The sequence below is a fragment of the Wenyingzhuangia gracilariae genome (assembly GCF_056387575.1).
Window position 1 is genome coordinate 68,640 of record NZ_CM150748.1, and the last position, 20,662, is coordinate 89,301.

17 protein-coding genes are annotated in these 20,662 nt (G+C 31.2%); 6 read left to right on the top strand and 11 right to left on the bottom strand.

Going from position 1 to position 20,662, the window contains the following annotated elements:
• Window positions 1-16 precede the first annotated feature (16 nt).
• Window positions 17-232: a hypothetical protein gene (locus ACY2IJ_RS00290; protein WP_476725159.1), complete on the bottom strand. Its 216-nt coding sequence runs from the start codon at window positions 230-232 to the stop codon at window positions 17-19.
• A 132-nt stretch (window positions 233-364) separates the two neighbouring features.
• Between ACY2IJ_RS00290 and ACY2IJ_RS00295 the strand changes: the two genes are divergently transcribed.
• Window positions 365-1,369 (top strand): helix-turn-helix transcriptional regulator, encoded by a 1,005-nt coding sequence (locus ACY2IJ_RS00295; protein WP_476725160.1) that lies wholly within the window; start codon window positions 365-367, stop codon window positions 1,367-1,369.
• A gap of 60 nt (window positions 1,370-1,429) precedes the next feature.
• Here ACY2IJ_RS00295 and ACY2IJ_RS00300 read toward each other — a convergent pair whose 3' ends face one another.
• The 3 genes from ACY2IJ_RS00300 to ACY2IJ_RS00310 form a co-directional block, all read right to left on the bottom strand.
• The gene (locus ACY2IJ_RS00300) at window positions 1,430-1,783 is read right to left on the bottom strand and encodes a hypothetical protein (RefSeq protein WP_476725161.1); all 354 of its coding nucleotides are present in this window, start codon (window positions 1,781-1,783) and stop codon (window positions 1,430-1,432) included.
• Window positions 1,784-1,889: 106 nt separating this feature from the next.
• A complete protein-coding gene (locus tag ACY2IJ_RS00305; protein WP_476725162.1) occupies window positions 1,890-2,570 on the bottom strand; it encodes a LytR/AlgR family response regulator transcription factor in 681 nt (226 codons plus the stop codon).
• A 9-nt stretch (window positions 2,571-2,579) separates the two neighbouring features.
• A complete protein-coding gene (locus tag ACY2IJ_RS00310) occupies window positions 2,580-3,593 on the bottom strand; it encodes a sensor histidine kinase (protein ID WP_476725163.1) in 1,014 nt (337 codons plus the stop codon).
• A 188-nt stretch (window positions 3,594-3,781) separates the two neighbouring features.
• Here ACY2IJ_RS00310 and ACY2IJ_RS00315 point away from each other — a divergent pair, with 188 nt between their 5' ends.
• Both ACY2IJ_RS00315 and ACY2IJ_RS00320 read left to right on the top strand, forming a co-directional pair.
• Window positions 3,782-6,160, top strand: coding sequence for a TonB-dependent receptor (locus tag ACY2IJ_RS00315; protein WP_476725164.1), 2,379 nt, complete (start codon window positions 3,782-3,784; stop codon window positions 6,158-6,160).
• A gap of 17 nt (window positions 6,161-6,177) precedes the next feature.
• Window positions 6,178-6,588: a DoxX family protein gene (locus tag ACY2IJ_RS00320; protein ID WP_476725165.1), complete on the top strand. Its 411-nt coding sequence runs from the start codon at window positions 6,178-6,180 to the stop codon at window positions 6,586-6,588.
• Window positions 6,589-6,636: 48 nt separating this feature from the next.
• Here the strand turns inward: ACY2IJ_RS00320 and ACY2IJ_RS00325 are convergent, their stop codons facing one another.
• Window positions 6,637-6,999, bottom strand: coding sequence for a hypothetical protein (locus ACY2IJ_RS00325; RefSeq protein WP_476725166.1), 363 nt, complete (start codon window positions 6,997-6,999; stop codon window positions 6,637-6,639).
• Window positions 7,000-7,240: 241 nt separating this feature from the next.
• On the opposite strand from ACY2IJ_RS00325, the gene ACY2IJ_RS00330 reads away from it, so the two are divergent.
• Together ACY2IJ_RS00330 and ACY2IJ_RS00335 are read left to right on the top strand one after the other, a co-directional pair.
• Window positions 7,241-7,963, top strand: a complete 723-nt coding sequence (locus ACY2IJ_RS00330; protein ID WP_476725167.1) for a WD40/YVTN/BNR-like repeat-containing protein — start codon at window positions 7,241-7,243, stop codon at window positions 7,961-7,963.
• A gap of 18 nt (window positions 7,964-7,981) precedes the next feature.
• Complete coding sequence (locus tag ACY2IJ_RS00335; RefSeq protein WP_476725168.1) at window positions 7,982-9,796, top strand: hypothetical protein; 1,815 nt, start codon at window positions 7,982-7,984, stop codon at window positions 9,794-9,796.
• A 62-nt stretch (window positions 9,797-9,858) separates the two neighbouring features.
• Here ACY2IJ_RS00335 and ACY2IJ_RS00340 read toward each other — a convergent pair whose 3' ends face one another.
• The 4 genes from ACY2IJ_RS00340 to ACY2IJ_RS00355 form a co-directional block, all read right to left on the bottom strand.
• Window positions 9,859-11,025 carry a carboxypeptidase-like regulatory domain-containing protein gene (locus tag ACY2IJ_RS00340; RefSeq protein WP_476725169.1) on the bottom strand — a complete coding sequence of 389 codons (1,167 nt, stop codon included), beginning with the start codon at window positions 11,023-11,025 and terminating at the stop codon, window positions 9,859-9,861.
• A gap of 51 nt (window positions 11,026-11,076) precedes the next feature.
• Window positions 11,077-12,249 (bottom strand): carboxypeptidase-like regulatory domain-containing protein, encoded by a 1,173-nt coding sequence (locus ACY2IJ_RS00345; protein ID WP_476725170.1) that lies wholly within the window; start codon window positions 12,247-12,249, stop codon window positions 11,077-11,079.
• 158 nt (window positions 12,250-12,407) lie between these two features.
• A complete protein-coding gene (locus ACY2IJ_RS00350; RefSeq protein WP_476725171.1) occupies window positions 12,408-13,457 on the bottom strand; it encodes an endonuclease/exonuclease/phosphatase family protein in 1,050 nt (349 codons plus the stop codon).
• 34 nt (window positions 13,458-13,491) lie between these two features.
• Window positions 13,492-14,727 (bottom strand): DEAD/DEAH box helicase, encoded by a 1,236-nt coding sequence (locus ACY2IJ_RS00355; protein WP_476725172.1) that lies wholly within the window; start codon window positions 14,725-14,727, stop codon window positions 13,492-13,494.
• Between the two features lie 236 nt (window positions 14,728-14,963).
• Here ACY2IJ_RS00355 and ACY2IJ_RS00360 point away from each other — a divergent pair, with 236 nt between their 5' ends.
• Entirely contained in the window at window positions 14,964-15,413 is a 450-nt protein-coding gene (locus tag ACY2IJ_RS00360) for a ferritin-like domain-containing protein (RefSeq protein WP_476725173.1), read from the top strand.
• A gap of 94 nt (window positions 15,414-15,507) precedes the next feature.
• Here ACY2IJ_RS00360 and purL read toward each other — a convergent pair whose 3' ends face one another.
• A complete protein-coding gene (purL, locus tag ACY2IJ_RS00365) occupies window positions 15,508-19,185 on the bottom strand; it encodes a phosphoribosylformylglycinamidine synthase (RefSeq protein WP_476725174.1) in 3,678 nt (1,225 codons plus the stop codon).
• Between the two features lie 100 nt (window positions 19,186-19,285).
• On the bottom strand, window positions 19,286-20,605 hold the full coding sequence (locus tag ACY2IJ_RS00370) for a heparan-alpha-glucosaminide N-acetyltransferase domain-containing protein (protein WP_476725175.1): 1,320 nt from the start codon (window positions 20,603-20,605) through the stop codon (window positions 19,286-19,288).
• Window positions 20,606-20,662 lie beyond the last annotated feature (57 nt).

Below are 20,662 nucleotides of genomic sequence, written 5' to 3' on the forward strand. Positions count from 1 at the left end.
AGCTTGTTATAAATGCTTACATAGCCAAGGACACATAGTTGTAAAAGTTTTGGTGTGTAGAAAATTGAAATTCAAACTCTCTTTCTTTTTCTTCTAATTTTTCATTTTCAGAAATCCATAAACGCATCAATTCATCAAATTCCTCTTCTGGCAATTCTTTTTGATTGATAATGGTGTCATAAATTCTATTTAAATTTTTTCTTTGTTGGTGTAAGGATAATTCTGTGTACATAATATTTAATTTTTTATTTATGACAAATATGAATGTTATGTGTGTTTTCTTTGTGCACAATTGATTATTTTCGTTTTTAGATAGAAGATAAAATTTTAAAAGAATAGCTCATCAATCACAAAATCTTAGAAAATGGCAACTAATAAAAACGCAATAATTCGTTACCAAGCATTAGATAAATGTTTTAGAAACACAGGAAAAAATTATTCTATGGTAGATTTGATTGAAGCATGCAATCAGGCTTTGTACGATTTTAATGGAACCACCACGGGGATTAAGCGTAGACAAGTGTATGAGGATATTAATTTTATGAAAAGTGAACAAGGTTATGGAGTAGAGTTGGAGATAACCAAACAAGGAAGAACGGCTTATTACAGATATACAGATCCTAGTTTTTCAATCAACAACCAGCCTATGAACGAGACAGAGGCTCTACAATTAAAAGAAGCTTTGTTAACGTTAAATAGAATTAAAGGAATGCCTCAGTTTGGTTGGGTAGAGGAGTTAACATTAAAACTAGAAAAAGATTTAGATATACACGAAACTCCTAGAGAAATTTTAGGGTTTGAAAACAATCCTTATTTAAAAGGACTGGAACATTTAAACGAGTTGTTTAATGCTATTTTGTATAAAAAAGTACTGTCTATAGATTATAAAACGTTTAGAAAAAACAAAGTAGAAACATTTGTAATGCATCCGCAATATTTAAAACAATACAACAACAGGTGGTTTGTGTTAGGAACACACTCTAAATACAACCCTGTAACTACTTTGGCCATTGATAGAATTGTTGCTGTCCAAGAACGACCGGAGGATTACATAGAATCGGATATTGATTTTACAGAACGTTATGAAGACATTATAGGAATTACAAGAGGGTTAGATACAGAATTAACAACTATAAAATTACACGCAAATGCAAGTTTGGCATCATATATTTTAACATCTCCACTACACGGAAGTCAGAAAAATAATGATGTTACAGAACAAGGATTGATATTTACTTTAGATGTTATTCCAAATTATGAATTGGAACAACAAATTTTATCTTATGGAGAAGCTATAAAAGTAATAGAACCCCATTGGTTTGTAGAAAAAATTAAGAATAGAATTAAAGCTAGTTTAGAAAATTATTAACAAACACCTCAAAAGACATATAGCCTTTTGAGGTGTTTGTTTTTTTAACAACAAAAGTGTTTATTTGTTATTATTCTTTTTCCAAGCAGCTCTTAATGCTTTGTTTTGCTCTTCAGATAAAACCTCTTTTACTTTATCGTTTTTTATTTTTAATTCTGGTTTTAATGCCACCCATAATTCTTTTTTATCTTTTATGGATTTTCCTTTTTCAGCTCTAACTACAGCAAACTCTTTATAAATTGCAGAAATTTTTTCAGTTTGTTCAGCTGTTAAAACTAAAGTTTTGTTTGTTTCAGCTAACATTTTGTTTGTTCTCTCTACTTCATTGCTTACTTGTTTGTCAATCCATTTTTGCGAAAAAACACTTGTACTTAATACTAAGGTCAATCCAAATAAAATTTTCTTTAAACTCATTTCTAATGTATTATATATTGGTTAATACCGTAAAATTAGTTGAGTGTGAGTAAAAAAAATGTTCTATGCGTACATAAAAAGTGCATGACTGTTTATTTTAAGACTTTTAAGGCATAATTTTAAAAAAAGCATCTTTATAAGATCTTCCAATAGGAATTTGATGTTGCTGATGCAATAACAAGTGATTTCTACTTACTTTAATAATTTGTTTAAAATTGATTAAATAAGATTTATGAACTCTTATAAAGTGATGAGGTTGTAGTTCTTTTTCCCAAAAATGTAAAGGTTCAGACGATAGAATGTTTTGTTCTTTAAAAACAAAAACAGTGTAATCGGCATCTGATTTTATAAATAGAATTTGATCAATTTGAATGCGGATGTGTTCGTATCCAGATTTGATAAACATTTCGTTGTTCAGATGCTTTACCTCTTTAATATTTTGGTTTTGTTGAGTTTTTTGTAGGGCCTTAACAAAACGCTGAAAAGAAAAAGGCTTTAATAAATAATCAACAACATTTAATTCATACCCGTCTAAAGCGTAATCAGGAAAAGCTGTTGTAAAAATTACTTGAGGAGGATGATTTAAACTTTTTAAAAAATCTAACCCAGATATTTTAGGTAAATGAATGTCTAAAAAAATAAGTTGAACTGTGTGGTTTTTTAAAAATTCCATGGCAGCTATAGCATTGCTAAAAGTTGCTATAAGTTGCAATTGACCATAATCTTGAATGTACTTTTTTAAAATACGTTGTGCAGGTAGTTGGTCTTCTATAATAATACAATTCATAGGTTCCGTTTAAAAGAGCTGTATGTTTAAGCACACGCTATATTGTTGCTGATTTTTTAAAATATTTAAATCATACATGTCCGTATAAAGCAAATCTAATCGCTTTTTTACATTTGCTAGGCCAATACCTTTAGATAAGTTTTGGGTATTGGTGTTGCTTAAGTATGTGTTATCACAAACAAAAGTTAAAAGTCCTTTTGGATTTATAGTAAGGTTTATGTTAATTAAAATATCATCAGTTTGACTGCTGGTACTGTGTTTAAAAGCATTTTCTACAAACACCATAAAAATAAGTGGTGCTATTTGGTAATGTATGCTATTTCCATTGTATTTAAAGTGTACTTTACCTCTACCTTCAATTTGCATTTCATTTAGTTTGATGAAATTTTTAAGATGTTCAATTTCTTTATCAAGAGCTACAAATTGTGCTTTACAATCATACAACATATACCTAAGCATGTCTGATAGTTCTAAAATAAATTCAGGTGTTTTGGCCGATTTTTCAATAGCCAACGCATATAAATTATTAAGATTGTTAAATAAAAAATGAGGATTGATTTGGGTTTTTAAAAACTGCAACTCACTTTCTTTAGCCAATAATTCTAGTTGTTGTGTTTTTTTACGTTCTTTAATGGCATCCCAAGCAAATTTTGCTCCTAATAAAATTAAAAGTGTAGGCAATACATCAAGCACATCAAAAATTTGAGCAGCCAAATTTCGTCCTCTTGTAGTAGGATAATAAATACGCTCCATAATTCCTTCTTCTACAAAAACAACCCAAGAGATTGTTAAAAAACTAAAGAGTGTAAAACGTAAATATTGTTGAGTATAATAGTACTTAGGGAGTAAAATAAATCCAATAAAAAAGGCTCCCATAGCATGATTGCTAAAGAAAAATAATTCTTGTAATGTAATTACTCTATCATGACGTCCGTAGGAATATAAAATAAAAACAAGTCCAGTTAAACACAACTGAAAAAGAAATTCTTTAACAAAGGAAGAAAATTTGTTTTTTACAATCATACAATCAAAACTATAAAAATAGCTAGAATAATAAGAATCTAATCTGTAAACTCCTTTTTAAACAGGTTCAATAACAACTTTATATAATTAATGGTTGTTTGTGCTAAAAAAATGGTTGTTTGTAGATTAGATTTTAAGGTGAAATTTTGAAATGCTTTTTTTGTAGAAGCTAAAAAATACATATTCAAATGCTTTATAAAAATAGTTTACTTTTTACCTTGTTACTTGTGTGTTTTACTTTAAATGCTCAACTAAAAAATGCACATGTTTTATTAGGAGAAATAAAAGATTCATCAACCCAAACACAAGTTCCATTTGCAACTGTTGTGGTAAAAAATGCTGAAAATAATCAGGTAATAGAAGGAACTACATCTAACGAAAACGGGGTTTTTAGCATAGGTACAACGGCTACTAATTTTTATGTGGAAATAAGTTTTATGGGGTTTAAAACCAAAATAATAAAAGATTTTAATGCTTTACAAAGCCGTATTAATTTAGGAACCATTTTTTTAGAAGAAGATAGTCAGCAGTTAGAAGCGGTTCAGGTTAGAGCAGAAATTTCTAAAACACAGTTTAAGTTAGATAGAAAAGTATTTAATGTAGGTAAAGACATTGCCAGTACAGGAGTAAGTGCTTTAGAAGTGTTAAACAATGTTCCTTCTGTAAACGTAAATATAGAAGGAGAGGTTAGTTTAAGAGGGAGTAGTGGGGTACAAATTTTAATAGATGGTAAACCTTCTATTTTATCAGATGATAGTAGCAATGCTTTAGGAACTATTACTGCAGATATGATAGAAAGTATTGAAGTGATTACAAATCCATCAGCAAAATATGATGCAGAAGGAACTGCAGGACTGTTAAACATTATTCTAAAAAAAGAAGAAAAAAAAGGATTGAATGGTTCGGTGTCTCTTAATACCGGAACACCAGATAATCATAGTGTAGGACTAAGCTTAAATAGAAGAACAGAAAAATTTAATTTGTTCACTCAATTAGGAGGAGGATATAGATCTATGCCAAGAGAAAATAGCAATACAAACACAAATAAATTAACCAATAAAACTGTTGAGAGTATTGGAAAAGAATATAGAAATGAAACGTTCTTTAATTTAATATTAGGAACCGATTATCATATAGATGATTACAATGTACTAACCCTATCAGGTAATTTTGCTTATGAATGGGAAGGTCAGCCTTCTAAAACAAATTATAGTTCTTTTGATGATGATGTGTTGAATAGCGAATGGCAAAGAGAAGAAGAAACAACGGCTAAAAATCCAAAGTGGCAGTATGAATTTAACTACAAAAAGGAGTTTAAAAACAACAAAGAACATACATTGTTATTTAGTGCCTTGGGAAGGTTTTTTGGAAAAAAAACAGATTCTGAATTTAACAATACAACTACTTTTGGAACAAACAATCAAGATCAATTACAAGAAACCAATACAGATTTTCAACAAGCAGATTACACGTTTAAGTTAGATTACACCAATCCTATTACAGAAGAATATACAATTGAAGCAGGAAGTCAATATGTTATTAATGATGTAGGAAATAATTATGAAGTAAGAGATTTTAATGGAACTGAGTTTGTTGTAGACCCTAATTTGACTAATAATTTTGAATACAATCAAAAAGTATTGGCTTTTTACGGAACAGGAGCCTATGAAGCAGCCCAATGGGGATTAAAGTTAGGTGTGCGTTTAGAACACACCAACTTACATACTTTGTTAACCAATACTAATAAGGATAACACTCAGAATTATACCAACTTTTTTCCTACAGTTCATACCTCTTATAAACTAACAAATGACTTTTCGTTACAAGCAGGGTACTCTAAAAGAATTTATCGTCCACGATTGTGGGATTTAAATCCGTTTTTTAGCATACGTGATAATTTTAACATTCGTGCCGGAAATCCTAATTTATTACCAGAATTTACAGATTCGTATGAGTTAACAGCTGTGTATGATTTAGGAAAGGCAAGCATGAATACAAGTGTATATCATCGTTATACTACCGATGTTATGGAACGTATTTTTCTTTTTGATGAAAACAGTAACGTTACTACTACCACCCCCTTTAATATTGGAACTAAAAACACAACAGGAGTGGAGGTGAACGGAAAATACAGTCCGTTAAAATGGCTTACTGTAAATGGAGATTTTAACTGGAATTACTTTACAAGAGAAGGGGAGTACAAAGCTCAAAATTTTGATTTTTCTGGAGATAGTTGGAGTTCTCGTTTGACTTCTAAAATAGGATTGCAATCAGATATAGATGTAGAAGTTACAGGAAATTATAGATCAAAATATAAAACAGTACAAGGACAAACATCAGGTTTTGCGTTTATGGATATAGGTTTGCGTAAAAAACTGTTGAAAGGTAAGGCTGTGATTAATTTTGCTATTCGTGATGTGTTTGCTTCTAGAATTAGTGAAAGTGAGGTAAATAATGACACTAGATATCAATATAGTTTTGGTAAACGAGGACGTTTTTTTACTTTAGGCTTTAGTTATGGTTTTGGTAAAGGTGAGGCTATGACATATTCAGGAAAAAGAAGATAATTAAATAATGTATTCATATGAAAAAACAACTATTAAGTAATAAGTCTTGGGGAGTAAATATAGCCATGCTTTTATTACGTGTAACTTTTGGTGCCACTATGCTTTTTGGACATGGTTTAGGAAAGTGGACTAATTTATTCTCTGGAAAAGAAATTAAATTTTTTGATTTTTTTGGAATAGGAGAAACAGCATCTTTAGGATTGGCTGTTTTTGCAGAAGTGATTTGTTCTGCACTATTAATTTTAGGATTGTTAACTAGATTGGCTTTACTTCCTTTAATTATAACAATGTCTGTAGCTTTGTTTATGGTACATGCAACAGATGCTTTTGCTGTGCAAGAAAAATCTATATTGTACTTGGTCGTTTATATTACCATTTTTATAAATGGTGCAGGTAAATTATCTGTAGACAATTTTTTGAAAAAATAATTATAAAAAAAAAGGAAATCAAAAAATTTGATTTCCTTTTTTTTGTTGCTATTTCTTTTTAACTAAACTTTCGTTAAAAACTTGTGTTTGAGAAGGAGATAAGACTTCTCTAATTTTTCCATTAGCTTCTTTTGTCAATGGAAATGTAGTACTCCAAAACTCTTTTTTATCAAAAGTTCCTGCTTTTTTCATTTTTTCTTTTACTGCCGACTTGGCTAACATTAATTCTTTGTACACAACATTAATTTTAGATGATTGTTCATCTGAAAGTTTTAAATCGGAACTAGAAGTAGTTAATGTAGTGTTTAATTGTGAGGTTAATACCTTAGCTTGTTTGTCTGCCCAGTTTTGAGAAAATGCTGTAGTAGATACAATTAAAGTAAGTACAAGTATAATTTTTTTAAAATTCATGGATGTTTGTTTATAAGTTTTCATCCAAATATATATTGTTTTAGTAATACTTTAATAAAACAAATCAATATTGGGTAATACCATGTCAATATTCATCTTTAATTGTTTTTAATGCAATTGCAATACGTGTGTTTTCTGAAATAAAAAAAATCAACATTAATTGTTTTTGTAAAAACCATATGTATTCTTAAGTACATATAATCCTGTTTAGTTTTGGAGGGTATTCATAAACCAAATAAAAATGAAAAAAATAATTTGGGCTTTGTTAGCCTGTATGCAAACCGTAAGTTTTGCTCAAAACACAACTTACTTTAAAAAACTACAAACACAGCAAGTTTCTAGTGATGATAGACTTACTTGGACATTAATAGGACCAGGGAATTCTGGTTATAGTGAAGATTTGTTTATTCACCCAACAGATGCAAACACCATGTTTTTAAATTACGACATGGGAAATGCTTACAGAACAACAAACAAAAGTAAATCGTGGGTAACCTTAAATGATTTTGATGGAAAAGGAAGTCAAATCCGTCCTAATTGGATTGCATTTTCGGTGCAAGATCCTAATTTTGGATTGATGTTAGAAAAAAGTTCTTTAAGCAAAACTTATAACAAAGGAAAAACATGGATTTCTTTAAAGAATTTCCCAGGAACAAAGAAAAATTCAGTAGTTGCTATAGATCCTAATGATAAAGATACCTGGTATGTTGGTGCCGGACAATATTGGAAAGTTAAAGAAATACACAGAAGTTTAAAAGATCCACACGGAACAAAATCTAACAATACAGATTATGGTTATTTATTAAAAACCACAAATGGAGGTAAATCTTGGAAAAAAATACTAACGCATGTTTCTAATTATTTAGATGTAGGTCGTATTGTTGTTAACCCAAACAATTCTAAAAATATTATTGTTTTAACAAACTATGGATTGTATCAAACCACAGACGGTGGAGATTCTTAGCAACAAAGTAACAATGGCTTGCCATACAATGATGTTAGAGATTTAACTTGGTATTATCACTCTAAAGACAAAAAGTTTTATTTGTATTGTGTGTTGCAAACCCATTACAAGTTAAAAGATCAAACAACCATAGCTACTGGTGGTGTATACAAAAGTGTAGATGCAGGTGCTAGTTGGACAAATATAACAGGAAATTTAGCAGCAAATTATAATTTACAAAAAATCAATCATAAATCTAAAAGTTGGTTGTATTATAAAACTATAGGATATTGGTTAAATCAGCCATTAGGAAAAGTTAGAAAATTAGCTCCAGAATATCCAACAGCTACCTTACCCGTTTACAATAGAATTGCAGTCAATTCAGAAAATCCAGATGAAATATATATATCTAACAACTTAAAACATGATTTTAGCTTTGGTCCTGGGGAATTAATGCAAACAACCGATGGAGGAAAAACATGGAAAGTCGCTTTACGAGCAGGAAAATATTGGGCAGACAAACAAGATGCTGCTTATTGGCAATCTTTAGGAACTCCATTAGGAATAAATGCCAAATTTGCTCATTTAGAAAGTGTCAATCATGAAGATGGTACAATTGGAGTTAGAGTAATGCAAACCAATGCCGATGGAGAAATTATTATTTGTTACGAACAACAACATTTAATTTCTACCGACCATGGAAAAACTTGGCAACAAATAGATGATGATGAAACTAGCCCTGGAAGTGGAAACTGGGTAGGACGTGGAGATAGTAATTTACCAGGTTTTGGGTTGAATTTAAATACACATGAAAAAGGACAATATTTGTTTTATACAGAAGAGCATGGTATTTGGAAAAGCACTTTGGATGGCGATAAGGTATATAAAGGAGCTACAGCTCTAAGGCAAATAGAAGGGCAGTCTGTAAATCATAAAGAAAATTCAGTAAGTATTACTGCTTTAACCGTAGACCCTAATAATTCTAAAACAGTATATACGCTTACCAACAGACAGAAAAATGCAGGATGTTTTAGAAAATCTACCGATGGAGGAAGAACATGGGTAACCATTTCTAAACCTATCAAAAACATGAAGTCCAATAATTTACTGTATTTGTTTAGTATTGTGGTAGATAAAGATACTCCTACCAATATTTTATTTTGCGTTCCTTCTCAAACAGAAAGAGGATGGCATCCTTCTAAATGGAACAAAAACAATAAAAAATATGCAAGTTTTTCTGATTATGGAATTTATCAGAGTAAAGATGGAGGAAAAACATGGAGACATAACAACACTGGGTTGCCAGAAAATTTAAATGTTACACATCTTTCTTATGATGAAAATTACGAGGTTTTATATGCAGCTTTGGCCACAAGCAAAGGAAACACACCAGGAGGTTTGTATAAGAGTATTAATAATGGAGATTCTTGGGAGCAAATGAAATTACCAAATGGAGTAACAAGTGTTAAGTTTGTAAAGTTTGATAAAAACGGAGTGTTATATATAGCCACTGGAGATGGAAGTACAGCTGTTGGCAAAGGGGGTGTGTTTAGGAGTTACGATAAAGGAAATGAATGGGAGTTGATCTTTAACATGCCTAATACCAATAGGGTAGATGTATCTAATTTAGACCCTGATTATATAGGTGTTGTGGTGGCTCCTAACAGAAAAACACAGTTGCTAAATCCAGGAATTTATATTTCTAGAGATGGAGGAAAAACATGGCATAAAAGCAATAAAGGTTTAGGGCAGCCAGATAAAATAGAAGGTTTTGGATTTGATCCGTTTGATAAAAATATTTTTTGGTCTGCCAGTCATGGTAGTGGTTTTGCCAAAGGGGTGTTTAAAAATTAATTGTAAATAAAAAAATCGATGAGAATTTCTCATCGATTTTTTTTATTGTAATAACAATAGAATTATTTGTTTACCAATTTGTATTGTGTTTCTAAAGGCACACCATACAAACCTTCAAGTTCCGATTTAATTCTTTTAAAAAATTTAGTATCTGGTGGCATACTTAAATCGTTCCAAAATTTAGGATTGTAAGGTAATTCTAAAGATCCCATATCTTTATCAATTCCATAAGGAGTAATTTTAGCTTTTTTTCTATCAGTAATTACATTTAAAACAAAAGCTTCAATTTTGTATTCCAAAGTTTCTGCAGGTGTTCCTAATAGGTTTGCTGGTATTTGATCTTTAGGGAAATTCCATTCATTTTTAAAGTAACTTAAATACATTTTACCGCTTTTGTGTTTTTTGTAAATAAATAAAGAAGGTCCTCTTTCTATTCTATAAATTTTGTATTCATCAATACCTACGTACAAGGTAATTTTTTCCCATTTTTTATCGGGGTTATGACCTTCAAGTATTACAACATCAGCACCATCATAAGAAGAGCTACCTGTTTTTTTCCAAATAAACTTTTTTAAATTTCTTTTATGAAAAGAATCTCCAGGTCTTATAGGGTTTACATCACACATATTGTTTATAGAGTGTCTCCATTGGGTACGTTTCCAAGTTCTATAATCTGCAGATTTTCTAGCTTCGGTAACTTGTATTGTTCCCATCCAATAAGCAGGTCCTCTGTCTTTAAACTTAACAAAGTTTTCTACAAAAAATTTAGATTTTCCTTCTTCTGTAGCGGCTCTTCTATATAAAATTTCTTTAACATGTGGTTTGCTAAGTGTATTTTTCTTTAAACTTTTAAGAGCATTTTCTACATAATCAATAGGGTGTAATAAAACTACAGTGGTTAGGTTTACTACATTTTCTTTTAGAACAATTTTTTGAATTTTTTGATTGATGTACTCTTGAACTTTAATTTTATAACTATCAAAACCTAATGATGATACGTACAAAGTGTCTTGAAGTTCGTTCTCTGACAATAATAAAGAGAACTCACCATCTTCTGTACTTGCAGTACCAATAGTTTTGTTTACAATTCCTACCGTAACAAAAGGAACGGTTTCGTTGGTTTCATCGTAAATAGTTCCGTTAAGCACAATTTTTTTTTGCTGTGCAGTGGCAGATATAAAAAATAGTAAAAAAAGGAGATGAAATATTTTATTTAGTTTAAGTATCATTGTTGTTATTTTAGTTTGTTGTAAATAAATTATATAGGGTAGTAGTTAGGTTTATTTATTTACAAGTTGATATTGTTGTTCTAAAGGAACTCCGTACAATCCCTCAAGTTCTGATTTAATTTTTTTGTAAAATTTAGTATCAGGTGGTAACGTAAGTTTAGACCAAAACTCAGGATGATAAGGCAAGTCTAAAGATCCCATGTCCTTATCTACCCCATAAGGAGTAATTTTCATTTTTTTCTTATCTGTAATCACATTTAAAACAAAAGCTTCTGATTTGTATTCTAATGTTTCTGCAGGAGTACCATGTAAATTTAAAGGAATATGTGTTTTAGGAAAGCTCCATTGATTTTTGTAGTAGCTTAAGTACATTTTACCGCTTTTGTGTTTTTTATAGATAAAAAGATTTTGACCTCTTTCTATTCTAAAAACTTGGTAATTGTCTATACCCACATACAGTGTAATTTTTTCCCATAAAATATCTGGGTTCTTACCTTCTAAAATAACCACGTCTTCACCTTCGTAAGAAGAGCTCCCTGTTTTTTTCCAAGTAAATTTTTTAAGATTTCTAGCGTGTTCAGAATCGTTTGGAGTTAAAGGGTTTGTATCATTCATTCCCATAACAGCATGTCTCCATTGTGTACGTTTCCAAAACCTATAATCTGCCGATTTTCGTGATTCTGTCACTTGTATTGTTCCCATCCAATATGCAGGACCTCTTCCTTTTAATTTAATGTAGTTTTCTACAAAAAACTTAGCTTTTCCTTCTTCTGTAGCAGCTCTCCTGAATAAAATTTCTTTAACATGTGTTTGACTAAGTGTATTTTCTTTTAAATTTTTAAGAGCTTTTTTAACATAATCTATAGGATGTAATAAAACAACAGCAGTAAGGTTTACTACGTTTTCTTTTAGAACAATTTTTTGAGTTTTTTGATTGATGTATTCTTGAACTTTAATTTTATAAGTATCAAAACCAAGAGAAGAAACGTATAATGTGTCTTGTAATTCTTTGTCCGATAACATTAAAGCAAATTCACCATCTTCTGTACTAGCTGTACCAATCGTTTTGTTTACAATTCCTACCGTAACAAAAGGAACGGTTTCGTTGGTTTCATCTAATATAACACCGGTAAGAGTTATTTTTTTATTCTGACCAAAAATATGTATGGTACTAAGAAATAAGAAACTTAATAAAAGTGTTTTTTTGAGTAGTTTGTGTATCATATTTTATTGTTTTACGTTTCAAAAATAGAAATTAAGGACATGTATTATGGCTATAATTGTCCAATTTACTATAATAAAGGTTTATTTTGTGTAGATATTACAGTAATATTCCTTGAAATATTAATTTTTGTTATGAAAACAACAAATTTTTTATGAATTTATCTTTGCTCAGATTTTTCTTTTTTACCCTTTAAAATAAACTTATCTGCTTTTTGAATTAAAGATTTTTTTGTGGTTTGTTGATTGTTTTGTGTTTTGTATACACAAAATTTAACAGATAAAGGTAAATGATCTGAGTTGATGTTTTTTAGAGTTTTTAAAAGGTCTACATGTATATCACTTGTGTGATATAATAAATCTAAAGGAATTTTAAAAAATCTATAATTTGCCGGAAATGTAGAAACAAGTCCTCTACCAATTCTTGCATCTTTTAATCCAGAAATTTTAGAAAACAATTTAGTGGCTCTAGACCAAGCTACACTATTAAAGTCTCCAACCACCACAGTAGGCTGTTTTTCCTCTTTTACTTTTTTGGCAATACTTAGTAATTCACCATCTTTTTCTTTAGAGTTGGGTTCTTCGGTAGGACTTGCTGGTGGCGGATGTATGCCGTAAAAAATAAAATGAGTATCGTTATTTGTTTTTAGACAGGCTTTAATACTTGGAATGTCATCAGAAATAAAATAATTAACTTCTAAATTTTCAACTTTTAGATTGGTGTAAAAATGCATTCCATAAGTGTTTTCTAAAGCAATTTTTTTAGAAGTAGCATACATGCTATCTAAGGGTAGTAAGGCTTTTTCCCAGTCTTTGTTAGATTCTATTGTTAATAATATATCGGGTTTTTGTTCTTTAATCAAATCAATTAAGTGATGATATTCTGTATTGTATTGATATACATTTACAGAAATAAGAGAAATCAAATCATTACACCCGTCTGGTTTTCTGCTTCTTTTTTTTAACAATAAATACGGATACAATACATATATATTGTAAATAGTTGTAGGTATCAATACACCGTATGTGATTTTAAAAAAGATAGTTTGTTCTATAAAAAACAAACCAACTAGAAGAAGAGCTAACTGAAGTGCTGTTAGTTGAATTTTTCCAAAACTGGCAATTCTAAAAAACCAATATTGAGATTGAACCTTTGGTAAAAAAGAGAAAACAATGGTGAGAATACATAATAGATAAAATACAATGTCCATATTTTTAGGGTTTACTCTTTAACATAATCATTAACTAATACCAGCGTTTCTTTTTTGCTTTAGAAGCTGCAGATTTTCTCCCTTTTTTATGTTTGCTTCCTTGTTTTTTATGAATTTCTGGCTTTGCTTTAGGGTCTAAAGGATAAGGATGATTTTCTTCAATAGGAATTAGTGTACCTAGTAATTGTTGTATGTCTTTTAAATATGCTTTTTCATCAGCAGAACAAAAAGACAAAGATCTTCCTTGTTTTCCCGCTCTACCTGTTCGTCCAATTCTATGCACATATGCTTCAGGAATGTTAGGAAGGTCAAAATTAATAACAATATCTAATTCTGGAACATCAATTCCACGAGCAGCCACATCTGTAGCTATTAAAATATTTACATCGTTGTTTTTAAACTTATTCAAAGCTTTGGTTCTAGCTGCTTGAGTTTTATCTCCGTGAATAGTGTCTACTTTGTAGTTGTTTTTTAATAAAGTAGCTTCAAGTTTATCAACTCCAAATTTGGTACGTCTAAAAATAATAATGTTTCCTCTTAAATTGTTTCTTAAAAGATGCAAGCACAATTCAATTTTTTTAGGTTTGGGAACCATGTATAATTCCTGTTCTATGGTTTTTGCTGCAGATGATAGTGCTGAAACAGAAACTTTTTCAGGTTCGGTTAGCAATTCCTTGGCAAGTCCTTCTATTTTAGGAGGCATAGTGGCAGAAAATAATAAGGTTTGTTTTTGAGATGGACACAATCGGGCTATTTTCTTTACATCATCAATAAACCCCATATCTAACATTAAGTCGGCTTCGTCTAAAACTAAAACCTGAATATAATCTAGGTTGATTACATCTCTTTTATGCAAATCTAACAAACGACCAGGAGTAGCAATTAATACATCTATTCCTTTGTGAACTTGGTCTATTTGAGGTTCTATAGATATTCCCCCATAAACAGCTGTAGTTCTTATGTTGGTGTAAACACTATATTGTTTAAAGTTTTCTTCTATTTGAATAGCCAATTCTCTTGTAGGACTTACAATTAAGGCTTTTATTTTTTTTTGTTTGCTACTTGCACTAGTTTCAGAAAAAATACGATCTAAAATAGGCAATGCAAATGCAGCTGTTTTTCCTGTTCCTGTTTGTGCACTAGCTATTACATCCACACCATCTAAAACTAGAGGAATGGTAGCTTGCTGAATTGGAGTAGGTGTGGTGTAGTTTTGTTCTGCAACTGCCTTTAAAATTTTAGCGTTTAAGTGTAAGTCTTTAAATGTCATAAATAGTGTTTACTAGTAATACAAAGATAAGGAAGTATTTATGTAGATTTAGATTTTGTGAGTTCTAATCTGTGAAAAGATTGTTCTGATAACGTGTTAATATCCAGTTATGCTTTGTTTTTACAGTGGATAAGAAGGGATGGTGATTTTAATCAACACAGCAGTTGATAGAGGTTGTTATAAAAACAGCAATGTCTGTTTACCTTTGAATAAGTATTAATCAAAAAATAAAAGATATGAAAACGTATACAGAAAAAATTGGAATACAATTAAATTCTTTATTAGAGAAAAATTATGATGCAGAAAAAGGATATAAAAATGCAGCAGAAAATGTAGAGAATCAAGAATTGAAAAACTTTTTTATTAAAAAGTCTGCAGAAAGAAAAGGTTTTTCTCAAGAGTTAAAAACAGAAATTGCTTCTTTTAATCAGGATCCAGATAAAAATGGAAGTGTAACTGGAGACTTGCACAGAACTTGGATGGATTTAAAATCAATTTTATCATTAAACAACGATGAAGCTGTTTTGGAAGAGGCTATTAGAGGAGAAAAAGCATCGGTAGAAGAATATGAAACCGTTTTAACAGAAACAGCTTTGCCAAGTAGTACCAAATCTATTTTAGAATCTCAAAAGAGAAAAATTGAAGCAGATTTGGCATCTGTTAAAGTATTAGAGTTTTTACACTAATAGCATATAAAAAATTAAGTTTTATCTATAAAAAAAGCATTAAGAGTTTGTCTCTTAATGCTTTTTTATATTGGGTGATTTTTTTTAATAAAACTTACTTTGTTAACCATTCTTTAGCGTTTACAAAAGCTTCTAACCATGGAGAAACTTCATCGTTTCTATCTGCAGGGTAGTTTGCCCAGTTCCATTGAAAAATAGAACGCTCAATATGTGGCATCATTACCAAGTGACGACCATCTTCAGAACTCATCATTGCTGTATTATAGCTAGATCCGTTAGGGTTGGCAGGATATCCTTCATAACCATATTTACCAACCAAGTTGTATTGGTCTTCTGTATATGGTAAGTTGAATTTTCCTTCTCCATGAGAAATCCAAACTCCTAATTTACTTCCTGTTAAAGTGCTTAACATAACAGAGTTGTTTTCTGTAATTTCTACAGATGTAAATCCAGATTCGTGTTTGTGAGAATCGTTGTGTTCCATTACAGGCTTTTCTGCATGCTCTGGGTTAATCAATCCTAATTCTATCAACAACTGACATCCGTTACAAATTCCTAAAGACAAGGTGTCTTTACGAGCGTAGAAGTTGTCTAAAGCAGCTTTTGCTTTTGGGTTGTATAAGAAAGCACCCGCCCATCCTTTGGCAGAACCTAAAACGTCTGAGTTAGAGAAACCTCCTACAGCCGCTAAAAAGTTTACATCTTCTAAAGTTTCACGACCAGAGATTAAATCGGTCATGTGCACATCTTTTACATCAAAACCAGCCAAATACAAAGCATTGGCCATTTCACGTTCAGAGTTAGATCCTTTTTCACGTAACACAGCAGCAACAGGTTTCTTTCCACTTTCTATTTTAGGAAGTTTTCCTGTAAAGTGTGCAGGGAACGTAAAGTCTAAGGCTTGATTTTTATAATTGTCAAATCTTTCGGTAGCTTTTGCTTCTCCAGATTGTTTTTTGTCTAATAAATAAGAGGTTTTAAACCAAACATCTCTTAACTCAGCTACATTAAATACTTCGGTAGCAGCTCCGTTTACTAAAGTTACCACTTCAGTTTCAACAGTAGTACCAATGTTGGCAAATTTTAATCCTGCTTCTGTTAATGCTGCTTCTACTTCTGATGGATTTAGGGTTTGGATGATAACTCCAGCATTTTCAGCAAACAATACTTTGGTTGTATCTGCTTCTCCCAATGCAGAAATATTGATGTTGGCTCCTAAATTAACATCTGCAAAACACATTTCTAAAATAGTGGTAATCAATCCACCTGCAGAAATATCGTGACCTGCTGTAATCCATCCTTTTTCTATTAAAGATTGAACGGTGTTAAAAGCGGTTTTAAAAATAGCACTGTCTTTTACATCAGGAGTTTCTGTTCCAATTTTGTTAACTGCTTGTGCAAATGATGATCCTCCTAATTTAAATGCATCAGAAGAAAAATCTATATAATAAATAGCGTTCCCTTCTTTTTTAGAAAATACAGGTTCTACTACTTTTTTAATATCGTTACAATGTCCTACACCAGAAATAATTACTGTTCCAGGAGCAATTACATCTTTGTTAGGGTATTTTTGCTTCATAGATAAAGAATCTTTTCCTGTTGGAATGTTGATTCCTAAATCAATCGCAAAATCTGAAACTGCTTGTACTGCGTTGTACAAACGAGCATCTTCTCCTTCGTTTTTACAAGGCCACATCCAGTTGGCAGATAAAGAAACAGAAGTTAATTTATCTTCTAAGGGAGCCCAAACCAAATTGGTTAAACATTCTGCAATGGCATTACGAGAACCTGCAGCCTCGTTAATAATAGCAGAAATGGGTGCATGACCAATAGAAGTAGCAATTCCTTCTTTTCCGTTGTAATCTAAAGCCATTACCGCAACATCATTCAACGGTAATTGCAAAGGACCAGCACATTGTTGTTTGGCTACTTTACCACCTACACAACGGTCTACTTTGTTTGTTAACCAATCTTTACAAGCTACAGCTTCTAATTGTAAAACGGTTTTTAAGTTTTGTTGTAATTCACTATTGCTATATGTTACATCTTCGTATTTTCTAGCAACTGTTTTGTCGTGCATGTATGTTTTTGGAGAAGAACCAAACATGTCATTTAAATCTAAATCCATAGGAGCTTTTCCTGTTGTTGCAGATTTAAAAGTAAAACGATTGTCGTTGGTTACATCACCAACAGTGTGCATTGGAGAACGCTCTCTTTCTGCCACACGGTTTAAATAGTCAATATCTTTATCGTGAATAACCAATCCCATTCTTTCTTGAGATTCGTTTCCGATTAATTCTTTTGCAGATAAAGTAGGATCACCAACAGGTAATTTATCCGTATCAATCAATCCTCCAGTTTCTTCTACCAATTCAGACAAACAGTTTAAGTGTCCACCTGCACCATGATCGTGAATAGAAACAATAGGGTTGATGTCACTTTCTACCATACCACGAATGGCATTGGCAGCACGTTTTTGCATTTCTGGGTTAGAACGTTGTACGGCATTCAATTCAATTCCAGAATCCATAGCACCTGTATCTGCAGATGATACGGCAGCACCTCCCATACCAATACGGTAGTTGTCTCCTCCTAGAATTACAATTTTATCACCTGCTTTAGGTTCGTGTTTAATGGCTTGCTCTGCTTTACCATATCCTACACCACCTGCTTGCATAATTACTTTGTCAAAACCTAAAGTTCTTAAATCAGCATCTGCTAATTCTTTGTTGGCTTCTTCGTGCTCAAAAGTTAACAAAGAACCAGAAATTAAAGGCTGACCAAATTTGTTTCCAAAATCTGAAGCTCCGTTAGAAGCTTTGATTAAGATGTCCATAGGTGTTTGGTACAACCACTTTCTTTCTTCAATATTTTCCCAAGGTCTGTTTTCTTCTAATCTTGAGTAAGAAGTCATGTAAACAGCAGTTCCTGCCAATGGCAAAGAACCTTGACCTCCAGCCAAACGGTCTCTAATTTCTCCACCAGCACCTGTTGCAGCTCCGTTAAATGGCTCTACAGTGGTAGGAAAGTTGTGTGTTTCTGCTTTTAAAGAAATTACAGAATTAAATTCTTTGGTTTCGTAAAAGTCTGGTTTGTCTGCTGTTTTAGGTGCAAACTGAACCGCTTTAGGTCCTTTTACAAACGCTACGTTGTCTTTGTAGGCAGATACAATTCCGTTAGGGTGTTCGTTAGAAGTTTTACGGATTAATTTAAATAATGAGGTTTCTTTTTCTTCACCATCAATTACAAAAGTTCCGTTAAATATTTTATGACGACAGTGTTCTGAGTTGATTTGTGAAAATCCGAATACTTCAGAATCTGTTAATTTACGTCCAATACGCTTAGACATGTCTTCCAAATAAGCAATTTCATCATCGCTTAAAGACAATCCTTCTTGTGCATCAAAAGCTTTAATGTCTTCAATTTCTAAAATTGGCTGAGGTTCTACATTAATGGTGTAGGTTTCTTGGTTCAATCCTTCGTACATTTTTTGTAACATAGGATCTATTTCAGCATCTTTAGTATCTACTTTCGTAAACTCTTCAATTCTTTCAATTCCAGAAATACTCATGTTTTGAGTAATTTCTACAGCATTGGTACTCCAAGGAGTAATCATTTCTCTACGAGGTCCTATAAAAAAACCTTCTAATGTTTCTTGGTTTACTTGTTTAGCATTTCCAAATAGCCATTCTAATTTTTGAATGTTTTCAGAGTCTAGAGCTGAAGTTTGTACTGCAAAAACAGTCGTATTTTTTTGAAAGAATAATATCATTATGAATGAAGTTTGTTCAAATTTTACTTAAAGCGCAAATTTAGATAAAATCAGGGACTTTAAAGTAGGTATTTTTTAAAGTTTTTTTAGGATAGAAAACTTAGATGATACTTGTTTTGTAAAGTGTTTTTCTTTTGATGATTTTATATCGAATTTTTAAGCGATGTATTTTTAAAAATAAAATAGGTTCGTATTGTGTGTATGCTAAAAATAAAAAAACAAAAAGCAATGCTCCTAAAATAGAAAAAAATGGATTCAGCTTGGCTTTTATCAAAGAGTCCAATCGGAAACCAAAAAAACCTTGATACAAAATAATTACATGTAAAACATATACGGAAAGTGTGTTTTGTCCTATTTTGATAAAAGTTTCATAATTCCAGTTGGTTAATTTCCATATGGCAATAACAATAGGAATAAAAAACAAACTATAAGTAACTACCTTTTGCAAAGGAGAGGTTAAAGGAGTTGTAAACAAATAACAACTTATTCCAAAACAAACCATTATGCTATATTGAATAACAATATTAGGAATAGAAAAAAGGATTTGTTGACGAAAGGCAACTATACTTTTTTGTAGTAAAATAATACTACCAATAACAATTAATACTTGACAAAAACGGATAGGTTCGTATTCGTATTGAAACGGACTTAGTTGATTGAACAAAGGGAGTTTTTGCAATAAAGAAAGTAACGGATAACAAAGTTGTTTAAAAATAAACCCCGCCATAATAAGAGTTAAAGGAAATAGAAAGTGGCGAGTTTTATGGTTAAACTGATAAATAATACTACCTAAGCATCCTCCTAAAAATACATAAGCAGACCATGGAAATAAAGGAAAAACAGATGTTTTTAGTGTTGTGTTTTTACTAGTAATTAAAATGTTTTCTATAAAACGAGGGGTGTTTGCGTAATTTAAATTGTAAAGTGTAGGACTTATAACAATTACCATCAATCCTAAAAAAACTAAAAGTACACCTATTGGAATTTTTAAAATATACGTTTTAATTAAATACACTGTAATTAAAAGCAATAAAGAGGTTCCAATACATTGTAGTACATGAAATATTTGAGTTAAACTAGTAAACAAAGGTCTTTCTAAAAAGAAATGAGTATACAAGTTAAATTGCAATAAGTATCCGGTTACAATTAAAATAATAGCTCTTTTGCATCCTTTCTGAACTCTAGGGTTCTTCCATCCCTGAGTTTTATTTTGTACTAATAAATAGGTGAAAATTAATCCGGAAACAGACAAAAACAAAGGAGCTGTAAGACCTCTTGTGAATTTCCAAAATTCGTAAATTGGGTTTGATGAGTCTCGGTAAACAGGTAGCAAACTGTGGGTCATAAAATGACCTTCTAACATCATAATAATAGCTACAGATCTAAGAATATCAATATATTCTAATCTATTTGATTTCAATGTTTTGTGGTTGATTATTTTGCGCGAATGTAATAAAAAAACAAATGAGATAATCAA